Below are 23,911 nucleotides of genomic sequence, written 5' to 3'. Positions count from 1 at the left end.
GAACTGCGCCATGGAAGCACCCGTCTGCGTTCGTTCGGCCACTCTGGCCGACACCGGCATCATCAACCGTATTGTCGAGCGCTCGATCCGTATCGGATGTGCTCTCGATCACCGCAACCATCCACTTCTCGTCAGCGACTGGCTCAACCGCTCCTCCGCCGATTTCATCGGTAGCCGGCTCGCCGACCCACACTTCTATCTCTGTATCGCTTCGTTCGAAGACAAACCGGTCGGTGTCGGCATGGCCCGGGTCAGTGGCGAAATCCTGCTGTGTTACGTCCAGCCTGAATCCTTTCGTCGCGGCGTCGGCCGGGCGCTGATGCACAATCTCGAGGGTTGGTTGCGCATTCGTGGTGTGCAGCATGTGCACCTCAACAGCACCCGCACCGCCGAGGCGTTCTATCGGCACCTGGGTTACCAACAGGCAGCGCCACCCGGCCTCTCCACCGGCGTGCAGACCGTGCCGCTGCACAAACCTTTGTCCTCACCGGCCTGACAACTCGATCAAGGGTGTAAATCCGTACCGCGCTGAAGCGTTTCCAGAACAGGAAAACCTGCAAGTGCGCCCCGCGACCGGAACGCGCACCTGTCGGTGTGCTGTTCTGGTCACTATCCATAGCGAATTGAGGGGTCGAGAGATGTCAGTCGCCACCAGTCTTATCGAAGCGTCGTCGGCCCGGGTCGCCTCGGCGCCGGCAGAAACGTTATACGAATTCAACGAATCCCCGTTACTGGCGCGCCAGAGTCGTCAGGAGTCCAACGCGCGCAGCTATCCTCGGCGTATTCCGCTGGCGCTCAAGCGTGCCAAGGGCCTGTATGTCGAGGATGTCGAAGGGCGTACATTCATCGACTGCCTGGCTGGGGCCGGCACGCTGGCGCTGGGGCACAACCACCCGGTAGTGATTGAGGCGATCCAGCAGGTGCTGGCCGATGAGTTGCCGCTGCACACCCTCGACCTGACTACGCCGGTCAAGGATCAATTCGTCCAGAACCTGTTCGGACTGCTGCCGGCGGAGTTGGCGGCGCAGGCGAAAATCCAGTTCTGCGGCCCGACCGGCACCGACGCCGTGGAAGCAGCGCTGAAACTGGTGCGCACGGCCACTGGCCGCAGTACCGTGCTGTCATTTTCCGGCGGTTATCACGGCATGAGCCAAGGTGCGTTGAGCCTGATGGGCAGCCTGGGGCCGAAAAAACCACTGGGTGCCTTGCTCAGCAATGGCGTGCAGTTCATGCCGTTCCCCTACGATTACCGTTGCCCGTTCGGCCTCGGCGGCGCGGCGGGCGTCAACGCCAATCTGAGCTACCTGGAAAACCTGCTCAACGATCCCGAGGCCGGGGTGCAATTGCCGGCGGCGGTGATCGTCGAAGCGGTGCAGGGCGAGGGCGGCGTGATTCCGGCCGATATCGAGTGGTTGCGTGGCTTGCGCCGAATTACCGAAAGGGCCGGGGTGGCGCTGATCGTTGATGAGATCCAGAGCGGGTTCGCCCGCACCGGCAAGATGTTTGCCTTTGAACATGCGGGCATCGTTCCGGATGTGGTGGTGTTGTCCAAAGCCATCGGTGGCAGCCTGCCCTTGGCGGTGGTGGTGTACCGCGACTGGCTCGACACCTGGCAACCGGGCGCCCACGCCGGCACGTTCCGTGGCAATCAGATGGCCATGGCCGCCGGTTCAGCGGTGATGCGCTATCTGGTGGAGCACAAGGTTTGCGAGCACGCCGCCGCCATGGGTGATCGACTCAGCGAGCATCTGCACATCCTGCAACGCGACTTCCCGCAGCTGGGCGATATTCGTGGTCGCGGCCTGATGCTCGGCGTTGAACTGGTCGACCCGAACGGCGCGCCCGATGCGCTCGGTCATCCGCCGGCATTCGCGCGTCTGGCGCCGCTGGTCCAGCGTGAATGCCTCAAGCGTGGCCTGATTCTGGAACTGGGCGGCCGCCATGGCGCGGTCGTGCGCTTCCTGCCGCCGCTGGTGATCAGCGCAGCGGAAATCGATCGGGTGGCCGAGATCTTCGGTCGCGCATTGGCCGCTGCCACCACCGCGCTGTAAATTTTTCCGCGCGGCGAACGTTCTTTCTACATACCCGGCTGCATTCTTTGTGCAGCCGACCTTACAGCGATGGAGAACCAGCATGACGTCAGTATTCGACCGCGAGGACATCCTCTTTCAGGTCGTGGTCAACCACGAAGAGCAATACTCGATCTGGCCCGATTACAAAGCTGTGCCGCAAGGCTGGCGCACCGTGGGCAAGAGCGGCCTGAAAAAGGAATGCCTGGCCTATATCGAAGAAGTCTGGACCGACATGCGCCCATTGAGCCTGCGCCAGAAGATGGATGCGCAAGTCGCGGCGCAATAAGCGACCGGGCATAAAAAAACCGCTGGACCAGTGAGGGTCAGCGGGTTTTTTCATGTCTGGAGAGTGACGTTGTGGGTGCGGGCCTCTTCGCGAGCAGGCTCGCTCCCACAGGGGATCGCATTTCAACTGTGGGAGCGAGCCTGCTCGCGAAGAACGATTACGCGGACTTACTGAAACTACGCTCCGCTCAACCCCTTGAGCAACAAATCCACATTCCCCTCCAGCTCCGCCAGCGGATCCGCCGCATCGGTACTCAACACCACCAGGCGGCTGCCGGATTCGGCAATCGCCGCTTTCACCGGCTCCGCTGGCTGGCGATGGTGCAGCACCACCGCCACGTCATTGTCCTTGAGCGTCGCTGTCAGCTTCTTCAATTCATCTGGCGTCCACTCGGCATCAGGCCGTGCGTCCTGTCCAGCCAGTTCAAGGTTGAGGCTGCCAATCAGATAGCCGAAGTGATCGCTCAGGCTCATCACACTCAGGTTGTCCGCCTCGGCCAGACGCCCTTCGGTGTCTGCGCTGAGTTTCAGCAGACGCTGTTTCAACGCCGCCAGGTTGGCTTCGATCGCAGGTTTGGCGCTCGGTGCCAGGCACGCACCAGGTCCGCGGCCATCACATCGGCCATGCGCCCCATGTTGTTGCTCGCCAGCCATGGCTGACTGTTCAGGCCATCAACCTGCAGGCCCGGCTGTACGGCGATGCCGGGCAGGGCGCCGTCGACCGGGCGCGCTGCGTCGACCTCGACGATACGAATATTGCTGCGCCGCGCGATCGGGTACAGCGGGTCATCGGCCCACAATGAGCGCAGACCGATCACCGCGTCCGCGTCGGTGGCCAGTTTGCTCAGCGCCGGAGCGCCACGGCCGGTGAAATAGGCGGTCTGGCGGCTGCCGGGCAGGTTGGCCGGCGCTGCGCGTTCGAGTTTGACGTCGGTACCCTTGAGCAATGCTTCGCCCAATCCATAGGTGATCGGCAACGAGGCCAGGACGCGCAAGGGTTTCGCGCTTTCAGCCGCCAGCAGCGGGGTGCAGACCATGCCACACAGGGCCATGGCCAGAGTCAGGTTACGCAGTGAAAAAGCCATTTATCCAAGATTCCCTTTCAGGCTGGGGACGACGCCGCGCGCGATGGCGGCGAGGGCAAAAGCGATGCCGGCGACCAGAATGATCGCGGCGCCGGACGGGATCGGCAGGTCGAAGACGATCGGCGCGAGAATCCCGCACAGCGTACTGACGGTAGCGATCAGCACCGAACACCAGAAAAAACCTTTGAGCGACTGGCTAAGCAAGCGCGCCGCTGCCGCCGGAATCACCAGCAAGGCACCGACCAGAATCGCGCCAATCACCTTCACGGCGGCGACGGTGATCAGGGTCACCAGAATCACGAACAGGTAATCCAGGGTCTTGACCGCTACGCCACGCACCGCCGCCAGTTGCGGATTGAAACTGGCGAGCATGATGCGGTTGTACAGCGGCAGGGCGAGGGCCATGACCAGCGAACCGACGATCGCCAGCACCGCCAGATCATTGCCGTTGACGGTCAATACCGAACCGAACAACACGTTTTCCAGAATGTGCACGTTGATCTTGCCGGCGAGAATCAGCAGCAGGCTCGCGCCCAGTGCCAGCGACACCGAGAGAAACACACCGATCAGCGTATCCGGCGCCAGCCCGGTGCGGTTGCGCAGGTAATTGAGCAGGATGCCGAACAGCAGGCAGTAGCCGAACAGGCTGCCGTACGGGCCGGTGTAGGGTTCGCCGAGCAGAATGCCGATGGCGACACCGGTCAACGCGGCATGGCCGACTGCTTCGGAAAAGAATGCAAAGCGCTTGACCACCACCAGCGTGCCGAGCCCGCCCAGCACCGGGCCGATCAGCAGGCCGGCGAGCAGGGCGTTGACGACAAAGCCGTAGGCCAGCGCTTCCGGCAGATAACCGGAAGACGCCCAGCCCTGGACCATCAAACGAAAGGCTTCGTAACTCATCAGACCGCGCTCCGTGGATGGGTGGAAAACAGCGTCAGCAGACGTTCCGGGGTCAGCGCCAGTTGCGGTGTGGCGTCGAACAGCACCCGGCGGTTGAGGCCGGTAACCCGATCGGCCAGCCGACCCACCGCTTCCAGATCATGCTCGATCCACAGCACGGTGATGCCCGCCGCGCGCCAGTCAGTCAGCAGACGTTCGAACACCTGAATCCCGGCCTCATCGAGGGCCGACATCGGCTCGTCGAGCACCAGCAGCTGCGGCGCCGGGATCAAGCCCTGCGCGAGCAGTACCCGCTGCCGCTCACCACCGGACAGCGCGCCCATGCGCCGCTTGCGCTTGTCCTGCATGCCGACCCGTGCCAGCGCCTCGCCGATGGCGCCGGCATAGTGTTTGCTCAAGCCGAGAAAGGCCGGACGGCGCTGACACATGGCGGCCATGAAATCGTCGACGGTCATCGGCAAACCGCGATCGAACTCCAGCGCCTGTGGGACGTAACCAATGGTGCCGGGCTCGCCGGGCCAGTGCAGGCTGAGCTGGCCCTGATGCGGCATCTGCCCGAGCAGGGTCTTGATCAGCGAACTTTTACCACCGCCATTGGGGCCGACCAGCGCATGCACGCTGCCGGGCTGCACCTGGAAGCTGACCTTGTCGAGAATCGTCGTGCGGCCCAAGGTCAGGCTGATATCCGCAAACTCCAGCGTCGGCCCGGTTATCCCCTGTGGGAGCGAGCCTGCTCGCGAATGCGGTGTGTCATTCAACGAAGATGTTGCCTGATCCGGCGCCTTCGCGAGCAGGCTCGCTCCCACCGGGTTATTGGTGTTGTCAGGGATCAGGGTTTCTTTCAACGTCATGCCCCTGACTCCTGAATCGCCCGAACCACGGTGTTGAGGTTGCCGGTCATTTCCTTTTCGTACTTGTCGGCGGTGTATTCGCCGTAGGAAATGTGCGACAGCGGGTACAGCTTCACCCCGGATTCGCGCTGGATGGTGTCGACGTAGCTGGATGGGAAATCCATCTCCGAGAAGATCACTTTGACGTCGAGTTCACGCAACTGGTCGATGGTCTTTTTCAGCTGACTCGGGCTTGGCTCGATGCCGTGGGCGGGCTCGACCACGGCCGTCACTTCCAGACCGAATTCACGCAACAGATAGTCGTAAGCCGCGTGCACCGTGGCCACGCGCAGTTCGGCGTTGGGTGCCTGGGTCAGTTTGGCCAAAGCGTCAGCGCGCATCTGCCGCAGGCGTTTGCCATAGGCACGCGCGTTCTGGGTGTAGGTCTTGGCGTTGTCCGGATCGATCTTGCCCAGCTCGCGGGCGATATTGTTGACCTGGGCGATGGAGGCGCTGATCGACAGGAACGTGTGCGGATTGACCACTTTGCCGGCGCCGCGCGCAGCGACACCGGTGGCCGCCAGCAATGGCACGTTCTCGTTGGCTTCGATGGTTTTGACGTTGGGTGTTTCGCTGGCGGCGATCATCCGGTCGGCGAAGTCGTCATGGCCGACGCCATTGAGCACGATCACGTCCAGCCCGCTGATGCGCTTGATGTCTTCGGCGCGCGGCTCGTAGGCGTGCGGATTGAACCCAGCAGGAATCAGCGGCACTACTTCGGCCTTGTCGCCGACGATGTTGGCGACGTAGCTGTAATACGGATGCAGAGTGATGCCGATACGCAGGCGTTTGCCTTGCTCGGCGCTGGCCAGTGGGCTCAACAGGCAGGCGCACAGGCCAAGCAGAAACAGGCGTAACAATGGACGGCGAGGAGATGAAATGGACATGGGCAAGCAGTCTTCTCTCGGATAAAGGCGAGGAATCAATGGCGATGTTCGCGGGTAACCCCGGCATCGAATTGCGCGACGATCTGTTTCCAGCCAGCGGCGGACAGCGCCGCGTCGGACAGATCCTCCGCAGGCGCGAGGTCGGCGCTGCGGTTCAGCCAGATGTCCGGCGCCGCGTTGGCGTCAGTGCCGACACGCATCAAAAACGAACCGGCGACATCAGGCGTCGCACTCCGACCGAAATAGGCACGATCGGCGAGCATCTGCCATGCGTGACCACCACGGCTGACCGAACTGGCGTCCTGCGCGAACGGCGCGAAACCTTCTTCGGCCAGCACCTGTGGCGTCGGCAGGGCTTGTTGCTCTTCGCGCAGCAGACGGATTTCGTCGAGGGTCACGCGCAGGTCGGCATAGATGCCTTGCTCAGCGGCGCTGAGATCGCGGCGGGCGTCGTACTGGTTGCTGGCGACCGGCTCCGGTTCATGGGAAACCCCGCGCCACGCCACCACCGAGCCGGCGACCGCGAGGATCAGCAGGCACAACAGCAGCACGTTGAGGGTTTCATGGCCGGCGCCGGCCGGGCGTACCACTTGCGTCGTCGGGGTACTCATGGGGCTTCGATATCCGCCTGGTCGATTTCCACAACGTGGCCTGGGCCGGCGTCGAACAGCACATAGAACTCGCTGCCGGGCTTCTTGAACGTCAGCGTTGAGTCGTCACCGAGTTTGCCCGGCACCAGAATGGTTTCGTCGTAGCCGATCACATCAAGGGTCACCCCCGGCGCGCCGCTGCCGTCGGAGAAACCGCCGGTGCATTTGATCTGTTCGGCATCGATGGCTTTGCATTCGCACATCGGGTTGTGCGCCAGGGCGCTGGCGCTGAAACCGGCGCTCAGCAGCAGCGCGGCGCTGGCGAGCAAACGGGTATGAAGGGGTGAGCGAGTCATGGTTTGGCTCCTTGTTTGTTCAGCCACGCAACCGTGGCGGGGGAGGCTTGGCTCAGGGGAATCGCGGCTTGGTGCATGCTGCCGTCCCAGCCTTCCATGGTGATCCACAGCTCGGCGTCAGGTTTGGTCTTTGCCGGGATCGGCATCTGCGTGCCCATGCGGTAAGGGGTACCGAAGAAGATCGTGCCGGCGGCACGCAGGCTGCGCGGTTTACCGATGCGCAAGTAAGTGGCCTTGACCTGTTCGACACAGCTGTCGCAGACGGCGGCAGTGAAATCCTTCATGTAGCCGGCCGGGCCGCTCAGGTGCGGCGCCTCTTCGCGTAACTCGGCCAGACGCAGGCTCCACGGGCCAACCTGAACGGTGCCTATTTCACGCTGGCCCAGGCCGCTGTCGCCGCGAAACAGCGAAGCATCGGCAAAATATTTCGGCATGAAGCCCAGCGGGATCAGCAACAGCAGGACATTGATGTGGAAACGCCACTTGTGCCAGAAACGCGACAGGCGCGACGGCGGTGTGACCGAGATGGCTTTGTTCACAGGCTCGCCTCCGAAGTTTCACGGCGCAGCGCCGGTTGGGCGGTGACGCGGTTTTTCTTGTCCTCGCGTTTCAGCGCATTGGCGGTGGCCAACGCGGTGCGCTTGGTCCAGATCAGCAGGCCGCTGAGGATCATCATGCTCAGCAACAGACCGAAGAAGAACCAGATCAATTTGATCCAGATGCCGCCGAAGTCGCCGGTGTGCAGCGGGCGCATGGATTCGGTGACGAATTCCAGCGAGGACCGATCGGACAGCAACCGTGAGGAGGCCATTTCGCCGTTGTACGGGTTGAGAGTCGCGGTCTGATACATCAGCGGATACCAGCCACGGCCGCTGACGCTCATGTGCGAGTAGGCATTGCCCGGCAGGTTGACGTAGCTGGCTTCCAGCCCCGGAATCTTCTGCTGGGCGATTTCGATGGCGCGGTCCAGGCTGATGCGCGGCGGCGGGGTGCCGGCGGCCGAGATCGGCACACTTTCGCGGGACATCGCCGGAATGATCGGTTCGCTGGAAATGGAAATCTGGTTATCGAACAGGATCGCCTTGATCAGGAACCAGATGCCGGTGATGGAAATCACCGCGATGAACCAGATCGACCAGATGCCGCACAGGCGATGAAAGTCGCCCCAGAAAATCCGCGCGCCGTGGCGCACGCGCAGTGTCGGGCGCAGGAAACCTTTCCAGAAGCGCTTGTACACCACCAGCCCGGTAATCAGCGACACCAGCATCGGCACGCCGAGCAGCGACACCAGATACCAGCCCCAGCTGTAGCCATTGGTGAACGGCACCAGCCACCAGCCATGCAGGGCGCGGGTGAACGCTTTGAAATCAAAGGCCGGCGCGGTGCCCTGGATGACCCCGGTGTACGGATTGACATAGACCGTCAACGAGCGCCCGTCGGGGTAGCTGACTTCGACGTCGAGGGCAAAGTGCGACTCGTCCGGGCGATTGATGCTCTGCACCAGGGTTTGCGGCTCGGCCTGTTTGATCGCGGCGAGAATCTGGTCGTAGCTAAGTCGCGGCGCATCGTCCGACGGTTGACTGGCGCGCATTTGCGGGTTGGCCAGCCAGACAATCTCCTGGCTGACCACCGCCAGCGTGCCGGTGACACAGACGATCAACACAAAGAACCAGATCGGCAACGCCAGCCAGCTATGCACCAGGAACCACAGTTTGGAACGGGATTTCTTCGACATGATTGCGCGTCTTGATTGCGGTGGAAGGGGCCGGGCTACGGGCTTCGCAGCACGGAACTCCCCGGGGAGGCCGTTCGTGGCTTTTGCCTACGCGAACGGCCTGCATTCCTATAAGACGGATGAGCGAAGAAAATCCCGAAAGCGGATATGAAAGTAAATGTTTCGCAATTACATCGGCAGTGTATTTCTGCCGGTTGATCCGAGGTAAAAAACCCTCAACCTTGGTTAAACATCTCCATCGCCCGCTGGCGAATCTGCTCTTCGCTCAGATCCTCTTTGTGCGTGGCGAGAAACCACAGATGGCCGAACGGATCTCTGAGCGTGCCGCTGCGATCACCATAAAACTGGTCTTTGACCTCGGAGACGCTTTGCGCCCCGGCATCCAGCGCTTGTTGAAAGGACTGGTCGACATCGGTGACATACAGGTGCAAGCCGATCGACACCGCCTGCTGCGGATTGCTCAACGGCCCCTGATCACAAGGGGTGCCAAGCATGATCGCGCTGTCGCCGATGCGCAGTTCGGCGTGGCCGATATTGCCGTCGGGCATGGTCAGGCGCATGACTTCGGTGGCGTTGAAGGCTTTTTTGTAGAACTCGATGGCCTCGGCAGCCTGTTGGATGCCGAGATACGGGGTAATGCTGTGATACCCCTCGGGAATGGGTTTGACGCTCATGACGTTCTCCCTGTTTTTGTTTTCAACAGATGTGGTTACACCGGACTTACCCGGAGCAATCACTATAGAACCGTCCTTACTGCACAGATTTTCCGCCGACGAGCAGCAATCATCATTCATCGCGAAAGTGCGGGCCTGGGCCTCGGTCACCGAGCATGTCGCCTTTATTGCGTAACGGACACGCTTCCATGGATAGACAGCCGCAGCCGATGCACCCGGTGAGCTGATCGCGCATCAGCGTCAATTGCCTGATTCGTTCGTCGAGCTCGCGCTGCCATTGTTCAGACAGCATTTTCCAGTCCGCCGCCGATGGCGCGCGATCCTGCGGCAGGATCTTCAGCGCTTCGCCGATTTCCGCCAGCGGTATTCCCAGCCGTTGCGCGACTTTGATCAACGCCACCCGGCGCAGGACGGAACGCGGATAGCGTCGTTGGTTGCCGGCATTGCGTTCACTTTTGATCAACCCTTTGGCTTCATAAAAATGCAGCGCCGTGACCGCGACGCCACTGCGCGCCGCAACCTCACCCACGGTGAGAGGCTTGTGCACCTGCTCCTTGCTGATCATGCGGAAAATACTCTTGACCTTGACTTAACTAGAGGTTTTACCCTGCAGCTCTTCGGGTCGCAAGGCTCGCTTCAAGATGAGTGGGGGCTTTCCATGAGCAATCGCAGCTTTACCCAATTGATCGAATTCGAAATCGAACCCCGCCAGCAAGCAGCGCTGGTCTCGGCACTGGCGACGCAGACCGAGGGGCTGGCCCAGCGTTACGACGGGTTTCTCAGCTCCAGTGTGCAGGCCAGCGACGACGGCCGTCGCGTGTTGAGCTTTTTGCAGTGGCAAAGTCGCGAAGCGGGCGAGGCGGCATTTCGCAGTTTCGACCGCGGCGAAGAGGATTTCTGGCAGTTGATCCGTACGCATCGGGCGAAAACCGTGACCTTCAACTCGTTCCAGGTGCACAGCAGCATTGCCCGCAGCCACGACGACGCGCTGCACTGCCGTCTGCCGGTCAGCCAGTATTAGTGCCAACCTGATAGCCACTATTGAGAGCGTTGATTTCTGCGCGAGCGTGCCCGGGCGTAGCCTTTCTCCATCGACCCCACATTGCTCGCCAGGACGCTCCCATGAACCGTTTACTGACTGTTTCGCTGATGCTCGCTGTTTCCGTACTCGCCGGCTGTGCCAGCCACGTTTCGCCAGAGCTGCGCCCCTATACCGCTGAAGAATCCCGCGAGCTGGCGCTGGAAGCGCTGAACCGCAGCGGTTTGTCGTTCGACGAATACCACGCGAAAAAAGCCCAATTGCTCGGCCAGCCGCAGAAAACTTTCGGCTTCGATCAACAGGGTGAGATGAGCGCCGAACGTGCCATACAGCTGCACGGTCGTCCAAGCTGAAAGCAAACTGTACTGCTTGAAGTTTTCCCTAACTGTCCGTGGGTTTGCCGGGCCGTGTGGGATAGGGTCAATAGCTGAATGACCCTGGATGGACTGCCTCGATGAACCTCTCGCTTGATCTGCTGTTGGCCTTTGCCCTGTTTGCCCTTGTCACCTCGATCACACCGGGGCCGAACAACACCATGTTGCTGGCGTCCGGAGTGAATTTCGGTTTCAACCGCACCATTCCACACATGCTCGGCATCAGCTGCGGCTTCTTTCTATTGGTGGTAGCGGTGGGCTTCGGCCTTGGTGCGGTGTTTCAGGCCTACCCGATTCTGTATACGGTGCTGCGGTATGTCGGCGCGGCGTATTTGTTGTATCTGGCGTGGAAGATCGCCCACTCCGGCCCGGTCGGCGACAGTGTCGACGGCGAGGCGAAACCGATCAGTTATCTGGGCGCCGCGGCGTTCCAGTGGGTCAATCCCAAGGCATGGATCATGGCAATCGGTGCCATCAGCACGTACACGCCGATGCAGGGTTATTTCTATAACGTCGTGATCATCGCGGCGGTGTTCGCCATCATCAATCTGCCCAGTGTCGGCCTGTGGGCGGCGTGCGGCACGCTGTTGCGCAATGTGCTGAAAGATCCGCGCTGGTTGCGCGTGTTCAATTGGGGCATGGCGGCGCTGTTGGTGATCTCGCTGTATCCGTTACTTCTGGAAAGCTTTCACTGACGCATTGCTTCAAACGCCGGCCCGATGCCTGTTAAGCTCGGTTTCAGGAGCGTTCCTACGCACTTTTAAATGAAGCCCCACTTCTTTAACGGCATCCGATCAGGTATTGATGACGCTCTCGAACCCCATGCACAGCTCACGAGGCTGTGCATTGTCGTTTGCAGATACGAGCCTCCTGATCCCGGAACACGCTCTGCGAGTCCTTTATGAACACACGTCCGTTGTATTTCGATTACGCCGCCACCACCCCGGTGGACGAGCGGGTCATCCAGGTGATGATCGAATGTCTGGGTTTTCACGGTAACTTCGGTAACCCGGCGTCCAGCTCCCACGCTTTCGGCCAGCAGGCCCGGCAGACGGTCGAGCAGGCACGTCGGCAAGTCGCCGATCTGGTCGGCGCGCAGCCTGAGCAGATTGTCTGGACCTCCGGAGCCACCGAATCCAACAACCTCGCCCTCAAAGGCGTCGCTCAGGCCCGTGGCGTTTGCGGCGGGCACATCATTACCAGTCAGATCGAACACAAGGCCATTCTCGACACCGCGCGGCAATTGCAGGACTCGGGCATTGCCGTGACCTATCTGGTGCCGGACGCCCAAGGCTTGATCACGCCGCAAGCGGTCAGCGAAGCGATGCGTGACGACACCTTTCTGGTCTCGCTGATGCTGGTCAACAACGAGTTGGGCACGGTCAACGATGTCGAGGCGATTGGCGAAGTGGTGCGCAGTCGGCAGGCGTTGTTTCATGTGGATGCGGCGCAAGGCGCGGGCAAAGTCGCGATCGACCTGAGCCGCTGGCCGGTGGATCTGATGTCGTTTTCCGCACACAAACTCTACGGCCCCAAGGGCATCGGCGCCTTGTATGTCGGCCCGCAGGCGCAGCAACGCTTGCAGGCACAGATCCACGGCGGCGGTCATGAAGGTGGCCTGCGCTCCGGAACCCTGGCGACTCATCAGATTGCCGGGATGGGCGCTGCTTTCGCTTTGGCCGCCGACGCATTCGATGAAGAGAAAAAATCCATCATCGCTTTGCGCGAACGCTTGCTCGAACAGCTTTTGAAGTTGCCCGGCGTGCGCCTCAATGGCAGTGCCTCGCAACGTATTCCGCACACCCTGAGCCTGACCTTCAGCGAGGGCGAGTTCAACAGCGCCGCGTTGAACCATTCGATCGCGTTTTCCGCGACGTCGGCGTGTAATTCCGCGAGCAACGCACCGTCCCACGTGCTGCTCGCGCTCGGGCACGATGCGCGGCTGGCGGGGCGCACCATTCGCTTGAGCCTCGGGCGGTTTACCACCGTCGAGGATGTCGACAAGGCCGTTGACCTGATCACAACTGCCTGCGCCAGTGCCCCGGCATTCTGGGCGACAGGGCTTTAAACAGACGCTTTCCATGGCCGCGAAGGCTACGAACAATAACGATGACGCGATTAGCAGGAGACATGATGAGTTCCCACACCTTGACCGAAGGATCGGTGCCTCAGCGCCTGGCGCATACCCGTGAACTGATGCGCCGCGAAGGCATCCATGCGCTGCTGGTGCCGTCCGCCGACCCGCATCTTTCGGAATACCTGCCGGGTTACTGGCAAGGCCGGCAATGGCTGTCGGGTTTCCACGGTTCGGTCGGTACGCTGATCGTCACTGCGGATTTCGCCGGTGTGTGGGCCGACAGTCGTTACTGGGAACAGGCGACGAAAGAGCTCAACGGCAGCGGCATCGAACTGGTCAAGCTGCAACCGGGGCAACCGAGCCCGCTGGACTGGCTGGCGGAGCAAACCCCCGAGGGCGGCGTGGTTGCGGTGGATGGTGCGGTAATGGCGGTGGCTTCGGCGCGCACACTGAGCAGCAAGCTCGAGGCACGCGGCGCTCGCCTGCGCACCGATATCGACCTGTTGCAGGAAGTCTGGCGTGATCGCCCGAGCCTGCCGAACGCGCCGATCTATCAGCATCTGCCGCCGCAAGCGACTATCAGCCGCGGCGAGAAGCTGGCGAAATTGCGCGAAACCTTGCAAGAACGTGGTGCCGACTGGCACTTCATCGCCACCCTGGATGACATCGCTTGGCTGTTCAACCTGCGCGGCGGAGATGTCTCCTTCAATCCTGTGTTTGTTTCGTTCGCTTTGATCAATCAGCAACAGGCCACGCTGTTTGTGGCGCTGAGCAAGGTCGATGCCGATCTGCGTGCCGTGCTCGAACAGGATGGCGTAACGCTACGTGATTACAGCGAAGTGGCCGATGCATTGCGGTCTGTGCCGAGTGGCGCGAGCCTGCTGGTCGATCCGGCGCGAGTGACCACGGGGTTGCTGGATAACCTCGAAAGTGGCGTGAAACTGGTCGAGGGCTTCAACCCGACTACGTTGGCCAAATCGCAGAAAAGCGAAGCCGACGCTCAGCACATCCGCAAAGCGATGGAGCAAGATGGCGCGGCGTTGTGCGAATTCTTTGCCTGGCTGGAATCGGCGTGGGGGCGCGAGCGCATCACCGAACTGACCATCGACGAGAAACTTACCGCTGCCCGTGAACGTCGTCCCGATTACGTTTCGCTGAGCTTCAACACGATTGCCGCGTTCAACGCCAATGGCGCGATGCCGCACTATCACGCTACCGAAGAAGAGCATGCGCTGATCGAGGGCGATGGTCTGTTGCTCATCGATTCCGGTGGCCAATACCTCGGCGGTACCACTGACATCACGCGGATGGTCCCGGTGGGCACGCCGACGCAAGAGCAGAAACAGGATTGCACGCGCGTGTTGAAAGGCGTGATTGCCTTGTCGCGGGCACGTTTCCCGAAAGGCATTCTGTCGCCGCTGCTCGACGCCATCGCTCGTGCGCCGATCTGGGCTGACAACGTCGACTACGGTCACGGCACCGGTCATGGCGTGGGCTATTTCCTCAACGTTCACGAAGGTCCGCAAGTGATCGCTTATCAAGCGGCACCGGCACCGCAGACGGCGATGCAGCCGGGGATGATCACCTCGATCGAACCCGGCACCTATCGTCCGGGCCGCTGGGGTGTGCGCATCGAAAACCTGGCGATGAACCGTGAGGCCGGCAGCAGCGAATTCGGCGACTTCCTCAAGTTCGAAACTCTGACGCTGTGCCCGATCGATACCCGCTGCCTGATTGCTGACCTGCTGACCCACGAAGAAAAGCAGTGGCTGAACGACTACCACCGCGAAGTGCGTGAGCGACTCAGTCCATTGCTGGATGGCGGGGCGTTGAGCTGGTTGAACGAGCGCACTGTGGCCATTTGATCGATTTACCCAAGGCGCCGCTCGCGGTGCCTTGGGGCTTGGCTTCAGTCCTGGCGCAATGCCTCTTCCACGAAGTCGAGTCGATCCTGACCGAAGAACAACTGATCGCCTATAAACATGCTGGGGGCGCCGAAAACGCCGCGCTTGATGGCGGCTTCGGTGTTTTCCTTGAGTGCTGCTTTGACTGATTCATCGTTGGTCAGCGCGATTATCTCTTGGGGATCGAAGCCGTTTTCAGTCAGCACTGCAGCAATGGTTTGCGGATCGTTGAGGTTACGACCTTCTACCCAAAGCGCCCTGAACAGGCAATCGACGAACTCCGCGAAACGCTGCGGCTGGCGCATCTGCATGCCAGTAACGGCACGCATCAATATCAGCGTGTTGATTGGAAAGTGCGGATTGAATCTGAGCTGTACGCCGTAGCGTTTGGCGAAGCGATCGAGGTCCTGAAACATGTAGCGGCCCTTGGCCGGAATCACTGCCGGAGAAGCGTTGCCGGTGGCTTTGAACACACCTCCCAACAGCATCGGGATGTAGATCAGTTCACTTTGGGTATCGGCGCAGATTTGCGGTAGCTGGGTGTGCGCCAGGTAGGTGGTGGGGCTGCCGAGGTCGAAATAGAATTCCACAGTTTTCGTCATGATCAAATTGCTCTCTTATTGTTGTAATGAGGGGGGAGGGCTTACCAGCGTTCGTTCCAAGGACGCAGGTCCAGCTCAAAAGTCCAGGCATCCCGTGGCTGACTGTGCAGATACCAATAGTTTTCAGCGATGTGCTCGGGATTGAGAATGCCGTCCTGATCCTTGGTCGCGTATTTCTCGGGAAAGCTGTTGCGGATGAAGTCGGTATCGATCGCACCATCAACTACGACGTGGGCGACATGAATGTTCATCGGCCCCAACTCTCTCGCCATGCTTTGCGCCAGTGCGCGGATGCCATGTTTGGCTCCAGCGAAAGCGGCAAATCCAGAGGCGCCGCGCAACCCGGCCGTGGCACCAGTGAACAGAATCGTACCGCGCTGCCGAGTGACCATGCGCTTGGCCACTTCACGGGCATTGAGAAAACCGGAGAAGCAGGCCATCTCCCAGATCTTGAAATATTTGCGCGCGGTTTCTTCGAGAATGCTGCAGGGCACGTTGGCGCCGATGTTGAAGACAAAGGCCTCGATCGGGCCGACGCGGGTTTCGATGTCTTCGATCAAGGCGATGACGTCTTCTTCCTTGCGCGCATCGCAGGCAAAACCATGGGCCTCACCGCCCTCAGCGATGATTGCGTCAACCAGTGGCTGCAGCTTGTCGGCGCTGCGACGGGTTACGCAGGCAATGAACCCTTCCCTGGCAAAGCGCTTGGCGATGGCCCCGCCCGTGGCATCGCCGGCACCGACAACCAACACGACCTTGTTGTTATTCATGGATGAATCCCTTTGGGTTAACGATCGTTTAGTTAACGAACGTTATGCTAGGATCCGGGCAGCGTCAAGGCGAGCTATTTCAGGAGAGGACATGCGTTATTCGGCCGGACACAAATCGGAAACCCGCGAACGATTGCTGCAAAGCAGCGCGCTGTCGGCGAAGAAATCGGGGTTTTCCACGGTGGGCGTGGATGGCCTGATGAAAGCCATCGGTTTGAGTGGCGCCGCGTTCTACAGCCACTTTTCATCCAAGGATGCGTTGTTCGCTGCCATCGTCGAGCGAGAGTTGAGTGAAAGTCTTGAGCGCCTTGGTGGCCAGGGTGGTGCAGATAGGCAGCGGCTGGAGCGTTGTCTGAAGCAGTACCTGAGCATGGCCCACGTCGAGCAACCAGAGTCCGGTTGCGCGCTGCCGACATTGGGCGCAGAGGTTGCCCGTGCCGATATGCAGGTGCGTGAGCAGGCTGAACAGTGGATCTGCCGTCTTCAGCAGGGCTGGGCTGAGATCCTGGAAAGCGAGAGTCTGGCCTGGTCGGTGCTGTCGCAATGTGTGGGTGCGTTGGTGGTCGCGCGAATGCTGGCAACACCGGACGTGCAGCGTACGGTGTTGCGCTCGAGTCATGAGCAAATCACTCGTCAGCTCGCTTTGCCACGAGCCGAGTAGTTATCTGCAGATGACGATCATGCTGCGGCTGGTATAACCGGCGGGGTTCAGGCCGAACGGATAATCGCCAGGTTCCTCGACGGCATCCCCGGATTTGGCGATCACCTTGTAACCCTTGGGGGCGCAGGAGTTGGCTGCGCTGCTGTAGCACTTGTCCCATGAGGATGAAAGACCGGAACAGTTGATGTGCAGTCCCTTCTTGCCGCGTTTGACCTGGGTTTCCGAAGTCGCCGCGCAACTCGCGATCGCCAGTAGGGCGATCATTAGCAAAATTCGTATCATTACCATCCTTAATAGCGGCCGCGAGTCTGGTGCTCGGGTCTGCCTGTATTCGCTCGCGTTTGCAGCGTGGTGCCGTCCTTTGCGAAAAAATCCATGCCTGGCGATGGGTTACGCAGCTAAACATGGCCTAAATGAGCGCCAATTACCAGAGCCACTTTCGCTACGCTTCAGTCAGCCGCGACAGCAGGCTTTGCTCCGCTACCCATGGTCATGGTTGCGCCCACTGAAGCCAGAATAATGCACAGGATGGCCAGCCATTGTGACAATGAAAGGTATTCCTGGAGAAAAAGCAGACCTGACAGCGCGCCGAAGGCCGGCTCGATACTCATGAGCGTGCCGAAGGTGCGCGCGGGCATACGCGTCAGCGCGACCATCTCCAGGGTATAGGGCAGGGCGGTCGACAGAATGGCAACGCCGATAGCGACTGGAATCAACGATGGTGTAAGCAGCGCAGCACCGGCATGAACGATTCCGATCGGTGCCACGAACAGCGCGGCGATCATTACGCCGAGGGCTGCCGTCGTCACCCCGTTGTCGGCGCCGGCCTTTTGCCCGAACAAAATGTACAGCGCCCAGCAAACCCCGGCGCCGAGCGCATAGCCCGCTCCGACGAGGTCAATGCCAGCAGTGGTTGCCCCAGTAGGTATTAATAGGAGCAAACCGACTGCAGCGAGCGCGATCCAGACAAAATCGATGGCGCGGCGGGAGGCATATATAGCTACCGCCAATGGGCCGGTGAATTCCAGCGCAACGGCGATGCCCAGCGGCACTGTGCGCAGCGACATATAAAAGAGGAAGTTCATTCCTCCCAGTGCCATCCCATAGACGATGACGGTACGAAGGGATTTGGCGGTCAACTTTGCGCGCCATGGGCGGAGCAACAGCAGCATGATGACGCTGGCAAAGATCAGGCGCAGCGTGGTCGTCCCTTGTGCGCCGATAATGGGGAACATGCTTTTGGCCAGAGAAGCACCTGACTGGATGGACGCCATGGCTATCATGAGCAGGCAAACCGGAAACAATGTGGAAGCAAGGGAGCGAGGTTGATCATTCATTGCGCGGCAGCATCCAAGGCAAAAACACAGTATTGTTGTGGTAGTGGGCAATATACTGCGCATTGGATGGGGGCGCGTCTATATATAGAAAGCGTTTTTGCTGATTTGAAAGAAAAGCGAAATTAACGGTTGACGGCAGATTCCAGAGGTCTATAATTCGCCCCACTTCCGGCGCAGTCGAAACGGAAAAATCCTTGAGATTCAAAGAGTTATGCGGTTTTCGACAGCGGGTTGCTTCAGATCATCGAAGCCTGGAAGGAGTTGAAAGAGCAGTGATGTGTAGCTCTTTTAACGGTTCGATCTTCTCGGTCGAAAGCGGAGAAAAAGAGGTGTTGACAGCAGCGATTAACGCTGTAGAATTCGCCTCCCGCTAACGAGAGATCGGAAGCGCAAGTGGTTGAAGTTGTTGAAGAATTCTTCGAAAACTTCTGAAAATAATCACTTGACAGCAAATGAGGCTGCTGTAGAATGCGCGCCTCGGTTGAGACGAAAGATCTTAACCAACCGCTCTTTAACAACTGAATCAAGCAATTCGTGTGGGTGCTTGTGCAGTCAGACTGATAGTCAACAAGATTATCAGCATCACAAGTTACTCCGCGAGAAATCAAAGATGTAACCAACGATTGCTGAGCCAAGTTTAGGGTTTCTTAAAAACCCAAAGATGTTTGAACTGAAGAGTTTGATCATGGCTCAGATTGAACGCTGGCGGCAGGCCTAACACATGCAAGTCGAGCGGATGAAAGGAGCTTGCTCCTGGATTCAGCGGCGGACGGGTGAGTAATGCCTAGGAATCTGCCTGATAGTGGGGGACAACGTTTCGAAAGGAACGCTAATACCGCATACGTCCTACGGGAGAAAGCAGGGGACCTTCGGGCCTTGCGCTATCAGATGAGCCTAGGTCGGATTAGCTAGTTGGTGAGGTAATGGCTCACCAAGGCGACGATCCGTAACTGGTCTGAGAGGATGATCAGTCACACTGGAACTGAGACACGGTCCAGACTCCTACGGGAGGCAGCAGTGGGGAATATTGGACAATGGGCGAAAGCCTGATCCAGCCATGCCGCGTGTGTGAAGAAGGTCTTCGGATTGTAAAGCACTTTAAGTTGGGAGGAAGGGCAGTAAATTAATACTTTGCTGTTTTGACGTTACCGACAGAATAAGCACCGGCTAACTCTGTGCCAGCAGCCGCGGTAATACAGAGGGTGCAAGCGTTAATCGGAATTACTGGGCGTAAAGCGCGCGTAGGTGGTTTGTTAAGTTGGATGTGAAATCCCCGGGCTCAACCTGGGAACTGCATCCAAAACTGGCAAGCTAGAGTATGGTAGAGGGTGGTGGAATTTCCTGTGTAGCGGTGAAATGCGTAGATATAGGAAGGAACACCAGTGGCGAAGGCGACCACCTGGACTGATACTGACACTGAGGTGCGAAAGCGTGGGGAGCAAACAGGATTAGATACCCTGGTAGTCCACGCCGTAAACGATGTCAACTAGCCGTTGGGAGCCTTGAGCTCTTAGTGGCGCAGCTAACGCATTAAGTTGACCGCCTGGGGAGTACGGCCGCAAGGTTAAAACTCAAATGAATTGACGGGGGCCCGCACAAGCGGTGGAGCATGTGGTTTAATTCGAAGCAACGCGAAGAACCTTACCAGGCCTTGACATCCAATGAACTTTCCAGAGATGGATTGGTGCCTTCGGGAACATTGAGACAGGTGCTGCATGGCTGTCGTCAGCTCGTGTCGTGAGATGTTGGGTTAAGTCCCGTAACGAGCGCAACCCTTGTCCTTAGTTACCAGCACGTAATGGTGGGCACTCTAAGGAGACTGCCGGTGACAAACCGGAGGAAGGTGGGGATGACGTCAAGTCATCATGGCCCTTACGGCCTGGGCTACACACGTGCTACAATGGTCGGTACAAAGGGTTGCCAAGCCGCGAGGTGGAGCTAATCCCATAAAACCGATCGTAGTCCGGATCGCAGTCTGCAACTCGACTGCGTGAAGTCGGAATCGCTAGTAATCGCGAATCAGAATGTCGCGGTGAATACGTTCCCGGGCCTTGTACACACCGCCCGTCACACCATGGGAGTGGGTTGCACCAGAAGTAGCTAGTCTAACCTTCGGGAGGACGGTTACCACGGTGTGATTCATGACTGGGGTGAAGTCGTAACAAGGTAGCCGTAGGGGAACCTGCGGCTGGATCACCTCCTTAATCGACGACATCAGCTGCTGCATGAGCTCCCACACGAATTGCTTGATTCATTGAAGAAGACGATAGAAGCAGCTTTAAGCTCCAAGCTGATAGCTCTGAGCTAACAGTTACAAGCTCGAAATTGGGTCTGTAGCTCAGTTGGTTAGAGCGCACCCCTGATAAGGGTGAGGTCGGCAGTTCGAATCTGCCCAGACCCACCAATTTTGTTATGGGGCCATAGCTCAGCTGGGAGAGCGCCTGCCTTGCACGCAGGAGGTCAGCGGTTCGATCCCGCTTGGCTCCACCATAAACTGCTTCGAAGTTTGAGAGTTTAGAAATGAATATTCGAGCTGAATATTGATTTCTAGTCTTTTGATTAGATCGTTCTTTAAAAATTTGGGTATGTGATAGAAAGATAGACTGAACGTTACTTTCACTGGTAACGGATCAGGCTAAGGTAAAATTTGTGAGTTCTCTTAGTTGAGAAATTCGAATTTTCGGCGAATGTCGTCTTCACAGTATAACCAGATTGCTTGGGGTTATATGGTCAAGTGAAGAAGCGCATACGGTGGATGCCTTGGCAGTCAGAGGCGATGAAAGACGTGGTAGCCTGCGAAAAGCTTCGGGGAGTCGGCAAACAGACTTTGATCCGGAGATGTCTGAATGGGGGAACCCAGCCATCATAAGATGGTTATCTTGTACTGAATACATAGGTGCAAGAGGCGAACCAGGGGAACTGAAACATCTAAGTACCCTGAGGAAAAGAAATCAACCGAGATTCCCTTAGTAGTGGCGAGCGAACGGGGACTAGCCCTTAAGTGGCTTTGAGATTAGCGGAACGCTCTGGAAAGTGCGGCCATAGTGGGTGATAGCCCTGTACGCGAAAATCTCTTAGTCATGAAATCGAGTAGGACGGAGCACGAGAAACTTTGTCTGAATATGGGGGGACCATCCTCCAAGGCTAAATACTACTGACTGACCGATAGTGAACTAGTACCGTGAGGGAAAGGCGAAAAGAACCCCGGAGAGGGGAGTGAAATAGATCCTGAAACCGTATGCGTACAAGCAGTGGGAGCAGACTTTGTTCTGTGACTGCGTACCTTTTGTATAATGGGTCAGCGACTTATTTTCAGTGGCGAGCTTAACCGAATAGGGGAGGCGTAGCGAAAGCGAGTCTTAATAGGGCGTCTAGTCGCTGGGAATAGACCCGAAACCGGGCGATCTATCCATGGGCAGGTTGAAGGTTAGGTAACACTGACTGGAGGACCGAACCGACTACCGTTGAAAAGTTAGCGGATGACCTGTGGATCGGAGTGAAAGGCTAATCAAGCTCGGAGATAGCTGGTTCTCCTCGAAAGCTATTTAGGTAGCGCCTCATGTATCACTGTAGGGGGTAGAGCACTGTTTCGGCTAGGGGGTCATCCCGACTTACCAAACCGATGCAAACTCCGAATACCTACAAGTGCCGAGCATGGGAGACACACGGCGGGTGCTAACGTCCGTCGTGAAAAGGGAAACAACCCAGACCGTCAGCTAAGGTCCCAAAGTTATGGTTAAGTGGGAAACGATGTGGGAAGGCTTAGACAGCTAGGAGGTTGGCTTAGAAGCAGCCACCCTTTAAAGAAAGCGTAATAGCTCACTAGTCGAGTCGGCCTGCGCGGAAGATGTAACGGGGCTCAAACCATACACCGAAGCTACGGGTATCACCTTCGGGTGATGCGGTAGAGGAGCGTTCTGTAAGCCTGTGAAGGTGAGTTGAGAAGCTTGCTGGAGGTATCAGAAGTGCGAATGCTGACATGAGTAACGACAATGGGTGTGAAAAACACCCACGCCGAAAGACCAAGGTTTCCTGCGCAACGTTAATCGACGCAGGGTTAGTCGGTCCCTAAGGCGAGGCTGAAAAGCGTAGTCGATGGAAAACAGGTTAATATTCCTGTACTTCTGGTTATTGCGATGGAGGGACGGAGAAGGCTAGGCCAGCTTGGCGTTGGTTGTCCAAGTTTAAGGTGGTAGGCTGAGATCTTAGGTAAATCCGGGATCTTAAGGCCGAGAGCTGATGACGAGTTACCCTTTGGGTGACGAAGTGGTTGATGCCATGCTTCCAAGAAAAGCTTCTAAGCTTCAGGTAACCAGGAACCGTACCCCAAACCGACACAGGTGGTTGGGTAGAGAATACCAAGGCGCTTGAGAGAACTCGGGTGAAGGAACTAGGCAAAATGGCACCGTAACTTCGGGAGAAGGTGCGCCGGTGAGGGTGAAGGACTTGCTCCGTAAGCTCATGCCGGTCGAAGATACCAGGCCGCTGCGACTGTTTATTAAAAACACAGCACTCTGCAAACACGAAAGTGGACGTATAGGGTGTGACGCCTGCCCGGTGCCGGAAGGTTAATTGATGGGGTTAGCTAACGCGAAGCTCTTGATCGAAGCCCCGGTAAACGGCGGCCGTAACTATAACGGTCCTAAGGTAGCGAAATTCCTTGTCGGGTAAGTTCCGACCTGCACGAATGGCGTAACGATGGCGGCGCTGTCTCCACCCGAGACTCAGTGAAATTGAAATCGCTGTGAAGATGCAGTGTATCCGCGGCTAGACGGAAAGACCCCGTGAACCTTTACTATAGCTTTGCACTGGACTTTGAATTTGCTTGTGTAGGATAGGTGGGAGGCTTTGAAGCGTGGACGCCAGTTCGCGTGGAGCCATCCTTGAAATACCACCCTGGCAACTTTGAGGTTCTAACTCAGGTCCGTTATCCGGATCGAGGACAGTGTATGGTGGGTAGTTTGACTGGGGCGGTCTCCTCCTAAAGAGTAACGGAGGAGTACGAAGGTGCGCTCAGACCGGTCGGAAATCGGTCGTAGAGTATAAAGGCAAAAGCGCGCTTGACTGCGAGACAGACACGTCGAGCAGGTACGAAAGTAGGTCTTAGTGATCCGGTGGTTCTGTATGGAAGGGCCATCGCTCAACGGATAAAAGGTACTCCGGGGATAACAGGCTGATACCGCCCAAGAGTTCATATCGACGGCGGTGTTTGGCACCTCGATGTCGGCTCATCACATCCTGGGGCTGAAGCCGGTCCCAAGGGTATGGCTGTTCGCCATTTAAAGTGGTACGCGAGCTGGGTTTAGAACGTCGTGAGACAGTTCGGTCCCTATCTGCCGTGGACGTTTGAGATTTGAGAGGGGCTGCTCCTAGTACGAGAGGACCGGAGTGGACGAACCTCTGGTGTTCCGGTTGTCACGCCAGTGGCATTGCCGGGTAGCTATGTTCGGGAAAGATAACCGCTGAAAGCATCTAAGCGGGAAACTTGCCTCAAGATGAGATCTCACTGGAACCCTGAGTTCCCTGAAGGGCCGTCGAAGACTACGACGTTGATAGGTTGGGTGTGTAAGCGCTGTGAGGCGTTGAGCTAACCAATACTAATTGCCCGTGAGGCTTGACCATATAACACCCAAGCAATTTGCTGACCTGAAAAGGCACCAGATTGCGGTGTGT

22 protein-coding genes, 2 tRNA genes, 2 rRNA genes and 1 pseudogene are annotated in these 23,911 nt (G+C 58.3%); 13 read left to right on the top strand and 14 right to left on the bottom strand.

Going from position 1 to position 23,911, the window contains the following annotated elements:
* Positions 1–10: 10 nt before the first annotated feature.
* The 3 genes from AB4O45_RS04585 to AB4O45_RS04575 all read left to right on the top strand — a co-directional run bounded on the left by AB4O45_RS04585 (position 11) and on the right by AB4O45_RS04575 (position 2,358).
* Positions 11–496 carry a GNAT family N-acetyltransferase gene (locus AB4O45_RS04585; protein ID WP_460161124.1) on the top strand — a complete coding sequence of 162 codons (486 nt, stop codon included), beginning with the start codon at positions 11–13 and terminating at the stop codon, positions 494–496.
* 142 nt (positions 497–638) lie between these two features.
* A complete protein-coding gene (locus AB4O45_RS04580) occupies positions 639–2,051 on the top strand; it encodes a diaminobutyrate--2-oxoglutarate transaminase (RefSeq protein WP_460161123.1) in 1,413 nt (470 codons plus the stop codon).
* A gap of 82 nt (positions 2,052–2,133) precedes the next feature.
* Complete coding sequence (locus AB4O45_RS04575; RefSeq protein ID WP_016770808.1) at positions 2,134–2,358, top strand: MbtH family protein; 225 nt, start codon at positions 2,134–2,136, stop codon at positions 2,356–2,358.
* Between the two features lie 176 nt (positions 2,359–2,534).
* On the opposite strand, the pseudogene AB4O45_RS04570 reads toward AB4O45_RS04575, so the two are convergent.
* The 10 genes and pseudogenes from AB4O45_RS04570 to soxR all read right to left on the bottom strand — a co-directional run bounded on the left by AB4O45_RS04570 (position 2,535) and on the right by soxR (position 10,039).
* Positions 2,535–3,442: pseudogene (locus AB4O45_RS04570) on the bottom strand (metal ABC transporter substrate-binding protein).
* Positions 3,443–4,342: a metal ABC transporter permease gene (locus tag AB4O45_RS04565; protein ID WP_007917717.1), complete on the bottom strand. Its 900-nt coding sequence runs from the start codon at positions 4,340–4,342 to the stop codon at positions 3,443–3,445.
* Positions 4,342–5,193, bottom strand: coding sequence for a metal ABC transporter ATP-binding protein (locus AB4O45_RS04560; RefSeq protein ID WP_460161122.1), 852 nt, complete (start codon positions 5,191–5,193; stop codon positions 4,342–4,344). Before AB4O45_RS04560 ends, AB4O45_RS04565 begins: the two co-directional genes overlap by 1 nt.
* Positions 5,190–6,119, bottom strand: coding sequence for a metal ABC transporter substrate-binding protein (locus AB4O45_RS04555; RefSeq protein ID WP_056788579.1), 930 nt, complete (start codon positions 6,117–6,119; stop codon positions 5,190–5,192). Before AB4O45_RS04555 ends, AB4O45_RS04560 begins: the two co-directional genes overlap by 4 nt.
* Positions 6,120–6,154: 35 nt before the next feature.
* Positions 6,155–6,730 (bottom strand): DUF6162 family protein, encoded by a 576-nt coding sequence (locus AB4O45_RS04550; protein ID WP_236168528.1) that lies wholly within the window; start codon positions 6,728–6,730, stop codon positions 6,155–6,157.
* Positions 6,727–7,065, bottom strand: a complete 339-nt coding sequence (locus AB4O45_RS04545; RefSeq protein WP_101155631.1) for a hypothetical protein — start codon at positions 7,063–7,065, stop codon at positions 6,727–6,729. The genes AB4O45_RS04550 and AB4O45_RS04545 overlap by 4 nt, the downstream gene beginning before the upstream one ends.
* Positions 7,062–7,604, bottom strand: coding sequence for a hypothetical protein (locus AB4O45_RS04540; protein ID WP_041478472.1), 543 nt, complete (start codon positions 7,602–7,604; stop codon positions 7,062–7,064). The genes AB4O45_RS04545 and AB4O45_RS04540 overlap by 4 nt, the downstream gene beginning before the upstream one ends.
* The gene (locus AB4O45_RS04535; protein ID WP_041478473.1) at positions 7,601–8,800 is read right to left on the bottom strand and encodes a PepSY-associated TM helix domain-containing protein; all 1,200 of its coding nucleotides are present in this window, start codon (positions 8,798–8,800) and stop codon (positions 7,601–7,603) included. Before AB4O45_RS04535 ends, AB4O45_RS04540 begins: the two co-directional genes overlap by 4 nt.
* A gap of 215 nt (positions 8,801–9,015) precedes the next feature.
* Positions 9,016–9,474, bottom strand: coding sequence for a VOC family protein (locus AB4O45_RS04530; RefSeq protein WP_150638861.1), 459 nt, complete (start codon positions 9,472–9,474; stop codon positions 9,016–9,018).
* A 112-nt stretch (positions 9,475–9,586) separates the two neighbouring features.
* Positions 9,587–10,039: a redox-sensitive transcriptional activator SoxR gene (gene soxR, locus AB4O45_RS04525; RefSeq protein WP_460161121.1), complete on the bottom strand. Its 453-nt coding sequence runs from the start codon at positions 10,037–10,039 to the stop codon at positions 9,587–9,589.
* Positions 10,040–10,132: 93 nt separating this feature from the next.
* Between soxR and AB4O45_RS04520 the strand changes: the two genes are divergently transcribed.
* From AB4O45_RS04520 to AB4O45_RS04500, 5 genes are all read left to right on the top strand, one after another.
* Positions 10,133–10,495 carry an antibiotic biosynthesis monooxygenase gene (locus tag AB4O45_RS04520; RefSeq protein WP_460161120.1) on the top strand — a complete coding sequence of 121 codons (363 nt, stop codon included), beginning with the start codon at positions 10,133–10,135 and terminating at the stop codon, positions 10,493–10,495.
* Positions 10,496–10,596: 101 nt separating this feature from the next.
* Positions 10,597–10,866, top strand: a complete 270-nt coding sequence (locus tag AB4O45_RS04515; protein ID WP_056788593.1) for a hypothetical protein — start codon at positions 10,597–10,599, stop codon at positions 10,864–10,866.
* A gap of 101 nt (positions 10,867–10,967) precedes the next feature.
* Positions 10,968–11,582, top strand: a complete 615-nt coding sequence (locus AB4O45_RS04510; protein WP_041478477.1) for a LysE family translocator — start codon at positions 10,968–10,970, stop codon at positions 11,580–11,582.
* 206 nt (positions 11,583–11,788) lie between these two features.
* Positions 11,789–12,955, top strand: a complete 1,167-nt coding sequence (locus AB4O45_RS04505) for an aminotransferase class V-fold PLP-dependent enzyme (RefSeq protein ID WP_252876668.1) — start codon at positions 11,789–11,791, stop codon at positions 12,953–12,955.
* 65 nt (positions 12,956–13,020) lie between these two features.
* The gene (locus tag AB4O45_RS04500) at positions 13,021–14,829 is read left to right on the top strand and encodes an aminopeptidase P family protein (protein ID WP_460161119.1); all 1,809 of its coding nucleotides are present in this window, start codon (positions 13,021–13,023) and stop codon (positions 14,827–14,829) included.
* A 44-nt stretch (positions 14,830–14,873) separates the two neighbouring features.
* Here AB4O45_RS04500 and AB4O45_RS04495 read toward each other — a convergent pair whose 3' ends face one another.
* The gene (locus AB4O45_RS04495; protein WP_150638872.1) at positions 14,874–15,470 is read right to left on the bottom strand and encodes a 2-hydroxychromene-2-carboxylate isomerase; all 597 of its coding nucleotides are present in this window, start codon (positions 15,468–15,470) and stop codon (positions 14,874–14,876) included.
* A 41-nt stretch (positions 15,471–15,511) separates the two neighbouring features.
* Positions 15,512–16,240: an SDR family oxidoreductase gene (locus AB4O45_RS04490; RefSeq protein ID WP_460161118.1), complete on the bottom strand. Its 729-nt coding sequence runs from the start codon at positions 16,238–16,240 to the stop codon at positions 15,512–15,514.
* Between the two features lie 91 nt (positions 16,241–16,331).
* Here AB4O45_RS04490 and AB4O45_RS04485 point away from each other — a divergent pair, with 91 nt between their 5' ends.
* On the top strand, positions 16,332–16,901 hold the full coding sequence (locus AB4O45_RS04485; protein WP_150742473.1) for a TetR/AcrR family transcriptional regulator: 570 nt from the start codon (positions 16,332–16,334) through the stop codon (positions 16,899–16,901).
* Here AB4O45_RS04485 and AB4O45_RS04480 read toward each other — a convergent pair whose 3' ends face one another.
* Positions 16,902–17,183 carry a hypothetical protein gene (locus tag AB4O45_RS04480; RefSeq protein ID WP_460161117.1) on the bottom strand — a complete coding sequence of 94 codons (282 nt, stop codon included), beginning with the start codon at positions 17,181–17,183 and terminating at the stop codon, positions 16,902–16,904.
* 167 nt (positions 17,184–17,350) lie between these two features.
* The gene (gene rhtA / locus AB4O45_RS04475; RefSeq protein ID WP_252882417.1) at positions 17,351–18,238 is read right to left on the bottom strand and encodes a threonine/homoserine exporter RhtA; all 888 of its coding nucleotides are present in this window, start codon (positions 18,236–18,238) and stop codon (positions 17,351–17,353) included.
* Positions 18,239–18,905: 667 nt separating this feature from the next.
* Between rhtA and AB4O45_RS04470 the strand changes: the two genes are divergently transcribed.
* The 4 genes from AB4O45_RS04470 (at position 18,906) to AB4O45_RS04455 (ending at position 23,860) form a co-directional block, all read left to right on the top strand.
* Positions 18,906–20,442, top strand: a 16S ribosomal RNA gene (locus AB4O45_RS04470).
* Positions 20,443–20,565: 123 nt separating this feature from the next.
* A tRNA-Ile gene (locus tag AB4O45_RS04465) sits at positions 20,566–20,642 on the top strand.
* A gap of 10 nt (positions 20,643–20,652) precedes the next feature.
* Positions 20,653–20,728 (top strand) — tRNA-Ala (locus AB4O45_RS04460).
* A gap of 238 nt (positions 20,729–20,966) precedes the next feature.
* Positions 20,967–23,860: ribosomal RNA gene (locus AB4O45_RS04455) — 23S ribosomal RNA — on the top strand.
* Together the 16S and 23S rRNA genes with 2 tRNA genes alongside form the textbook arrangement of a ribosomal RNA operon.
* Positions 23,861–23,911 lie beyond the last annotated feature (51 nt).

The organism is Pseudomonas sp. S2_B10, from assembly GCF_054668425.1.
Note: the sequence above shows the minus strand (reverse complement) of the source record. Positions and strands in the feature narration are given on the sequence as shown.

Coding starts and splice junctions, on each gene's coding strand:
- AB4O45_RS04585 (WP_460161124.1), top strand. CDS start 11: ATGGAAGCACCCGTCTGCGTTCGTTCGGCCACTCTGGCCGACACCGGC.
- AB4O45_RS04580 (WP_460161123.1), top strand. CDS start 639: ATGTCAGTCGCCACCAGTCTTATCGAAGCGTCGTCGGCCCGGGTCGCC.
- AB4O45_RS04575 (WP_016770808.1), top strand. CDS start 2,134: ATGACGTCAGTATTCGACCGCGAGGACATCCTCTTTCAGGTCGTGGTC.
- AB4O45_RS04565 (WP_007917717.1), bottom strand. CDS start 4,342: ATGAGTTACGAAGCCTTTCGTTTGATGGTCCAGGGCTGGGCGTCTTCC.
- AB4O45_RS04560 (WP_460161122.1), bottom strand. CDS start 5,193: ATGACGTTGAAAGAAACCCTGATCCCTGACAACACCAATAACCCGGTG.
- AB4O45_RS04555 (WP_056788579.1), bottom strand. CDS start 6,119: ATGTCCATTTCATCTCCTCGCCGTCCATTGTTACGCCTGTTTCTGCTT.
- AB4O45_RS04550 (WP_236168528.1), bottom strand. CDS start 6,730: ATGAGTACCCCGACGACGCAAGTGGTACGCCCGGCCGGCGCCGGCCAT.
- AB4O45_RS04545 (WP_101155631.1), bottom strand. CDS start 7,065: ATGACTCGCTCACCCCTTCATACCCGTTTGCTCGCCAGCGCCGCGCTG.
- AB4O45_RS04535 (WP_041478473.1), bottom strand. CDS start 8,800: ATGTCGAAGAAATCCCGTTCCAAACTGTGGTTCCTGGTGCATAGCTGG.
- AB4O45_RS04530 (WP_150638861.1), bottom strand. CDS start 9,474: ATGAGCGTCAAACCCATTCCCGAGGGGTATCACAGCATTACCCCGTAT.
- soxR (WP_460161121.1), bottom strand. CDS start 10,039: ATGATCAGCAAGGAGCAGGTGCACAAGCCTCTCACCGTGGGTGAGGTT.
- AB4O45_RS04520 (WP_460161120.1), top strand. CDS start 10,133: ATGAGCAATCGCAGCTTTACCCAATTGATCGAATTCGAAATCGAACCC.
- AB4O45_RS04515 (WP_056788593.1), top strand. CDS start 10,597: ATGAACCGTTTACTGACTGTTTCGCTGATGCTCGCTGTTTCCGTACTC.
- AB4O45_RS04510 (WP_041478477.1), top strand. CDS start 10,968: ATGAACCTCTCGCTTGATCTGCTGTTGGCCTTTGCCCTGTTTGCCCTT.
- AB4O45_RS04505 (WP_252876668.1), top strand. CDS start 11,789: ATGAACACACGTCCGTTGTATTTCGATTACGCCGCCACCACCCCGGTG.
- AB4O45_RS04500 (WP_460161119.1), top strand. CDS start 13,021: ATGAGTTCCCACACCTTGACCGAAGGATCGGTGCCTCAGCGCCTGGCG.
- AB4O45_RS04495 (WP_150638872.1), bottom strand. CDS start 15,470: ATGACGAAAACTGTGGAATTCTATTTCGACCTCGGCAGCCCCACCACC.
- AB4O45_RS04490 (WP_460161118.1), bottom strand. CDS start 16,240: ATGAATAACAACAAGGTCGTGTTGGTTGTCGGTGCCGGCGATGCCACG.
- AB4O45_RS04485 (WP_150742473.1), top strand. CDS start 16,332: ATGCGTTATTCGGCCGGACACAAATCGGAAACCCGCGAACGATTGCTG.
- AB4O45_RS04480 (WP_460161117.1), bottom strand. CDS start 17,183: ATGATACGAATTTTGCTAATGATCGCCCTACTGGCGATCGCGAGTTGC.
- rhtA (WP_252882417.1), bottom strand. CDS start 18,238: ATGAATGATCAACCTCGCTCCCTTGCTTCCACATTGTTTCCGGTTTGC.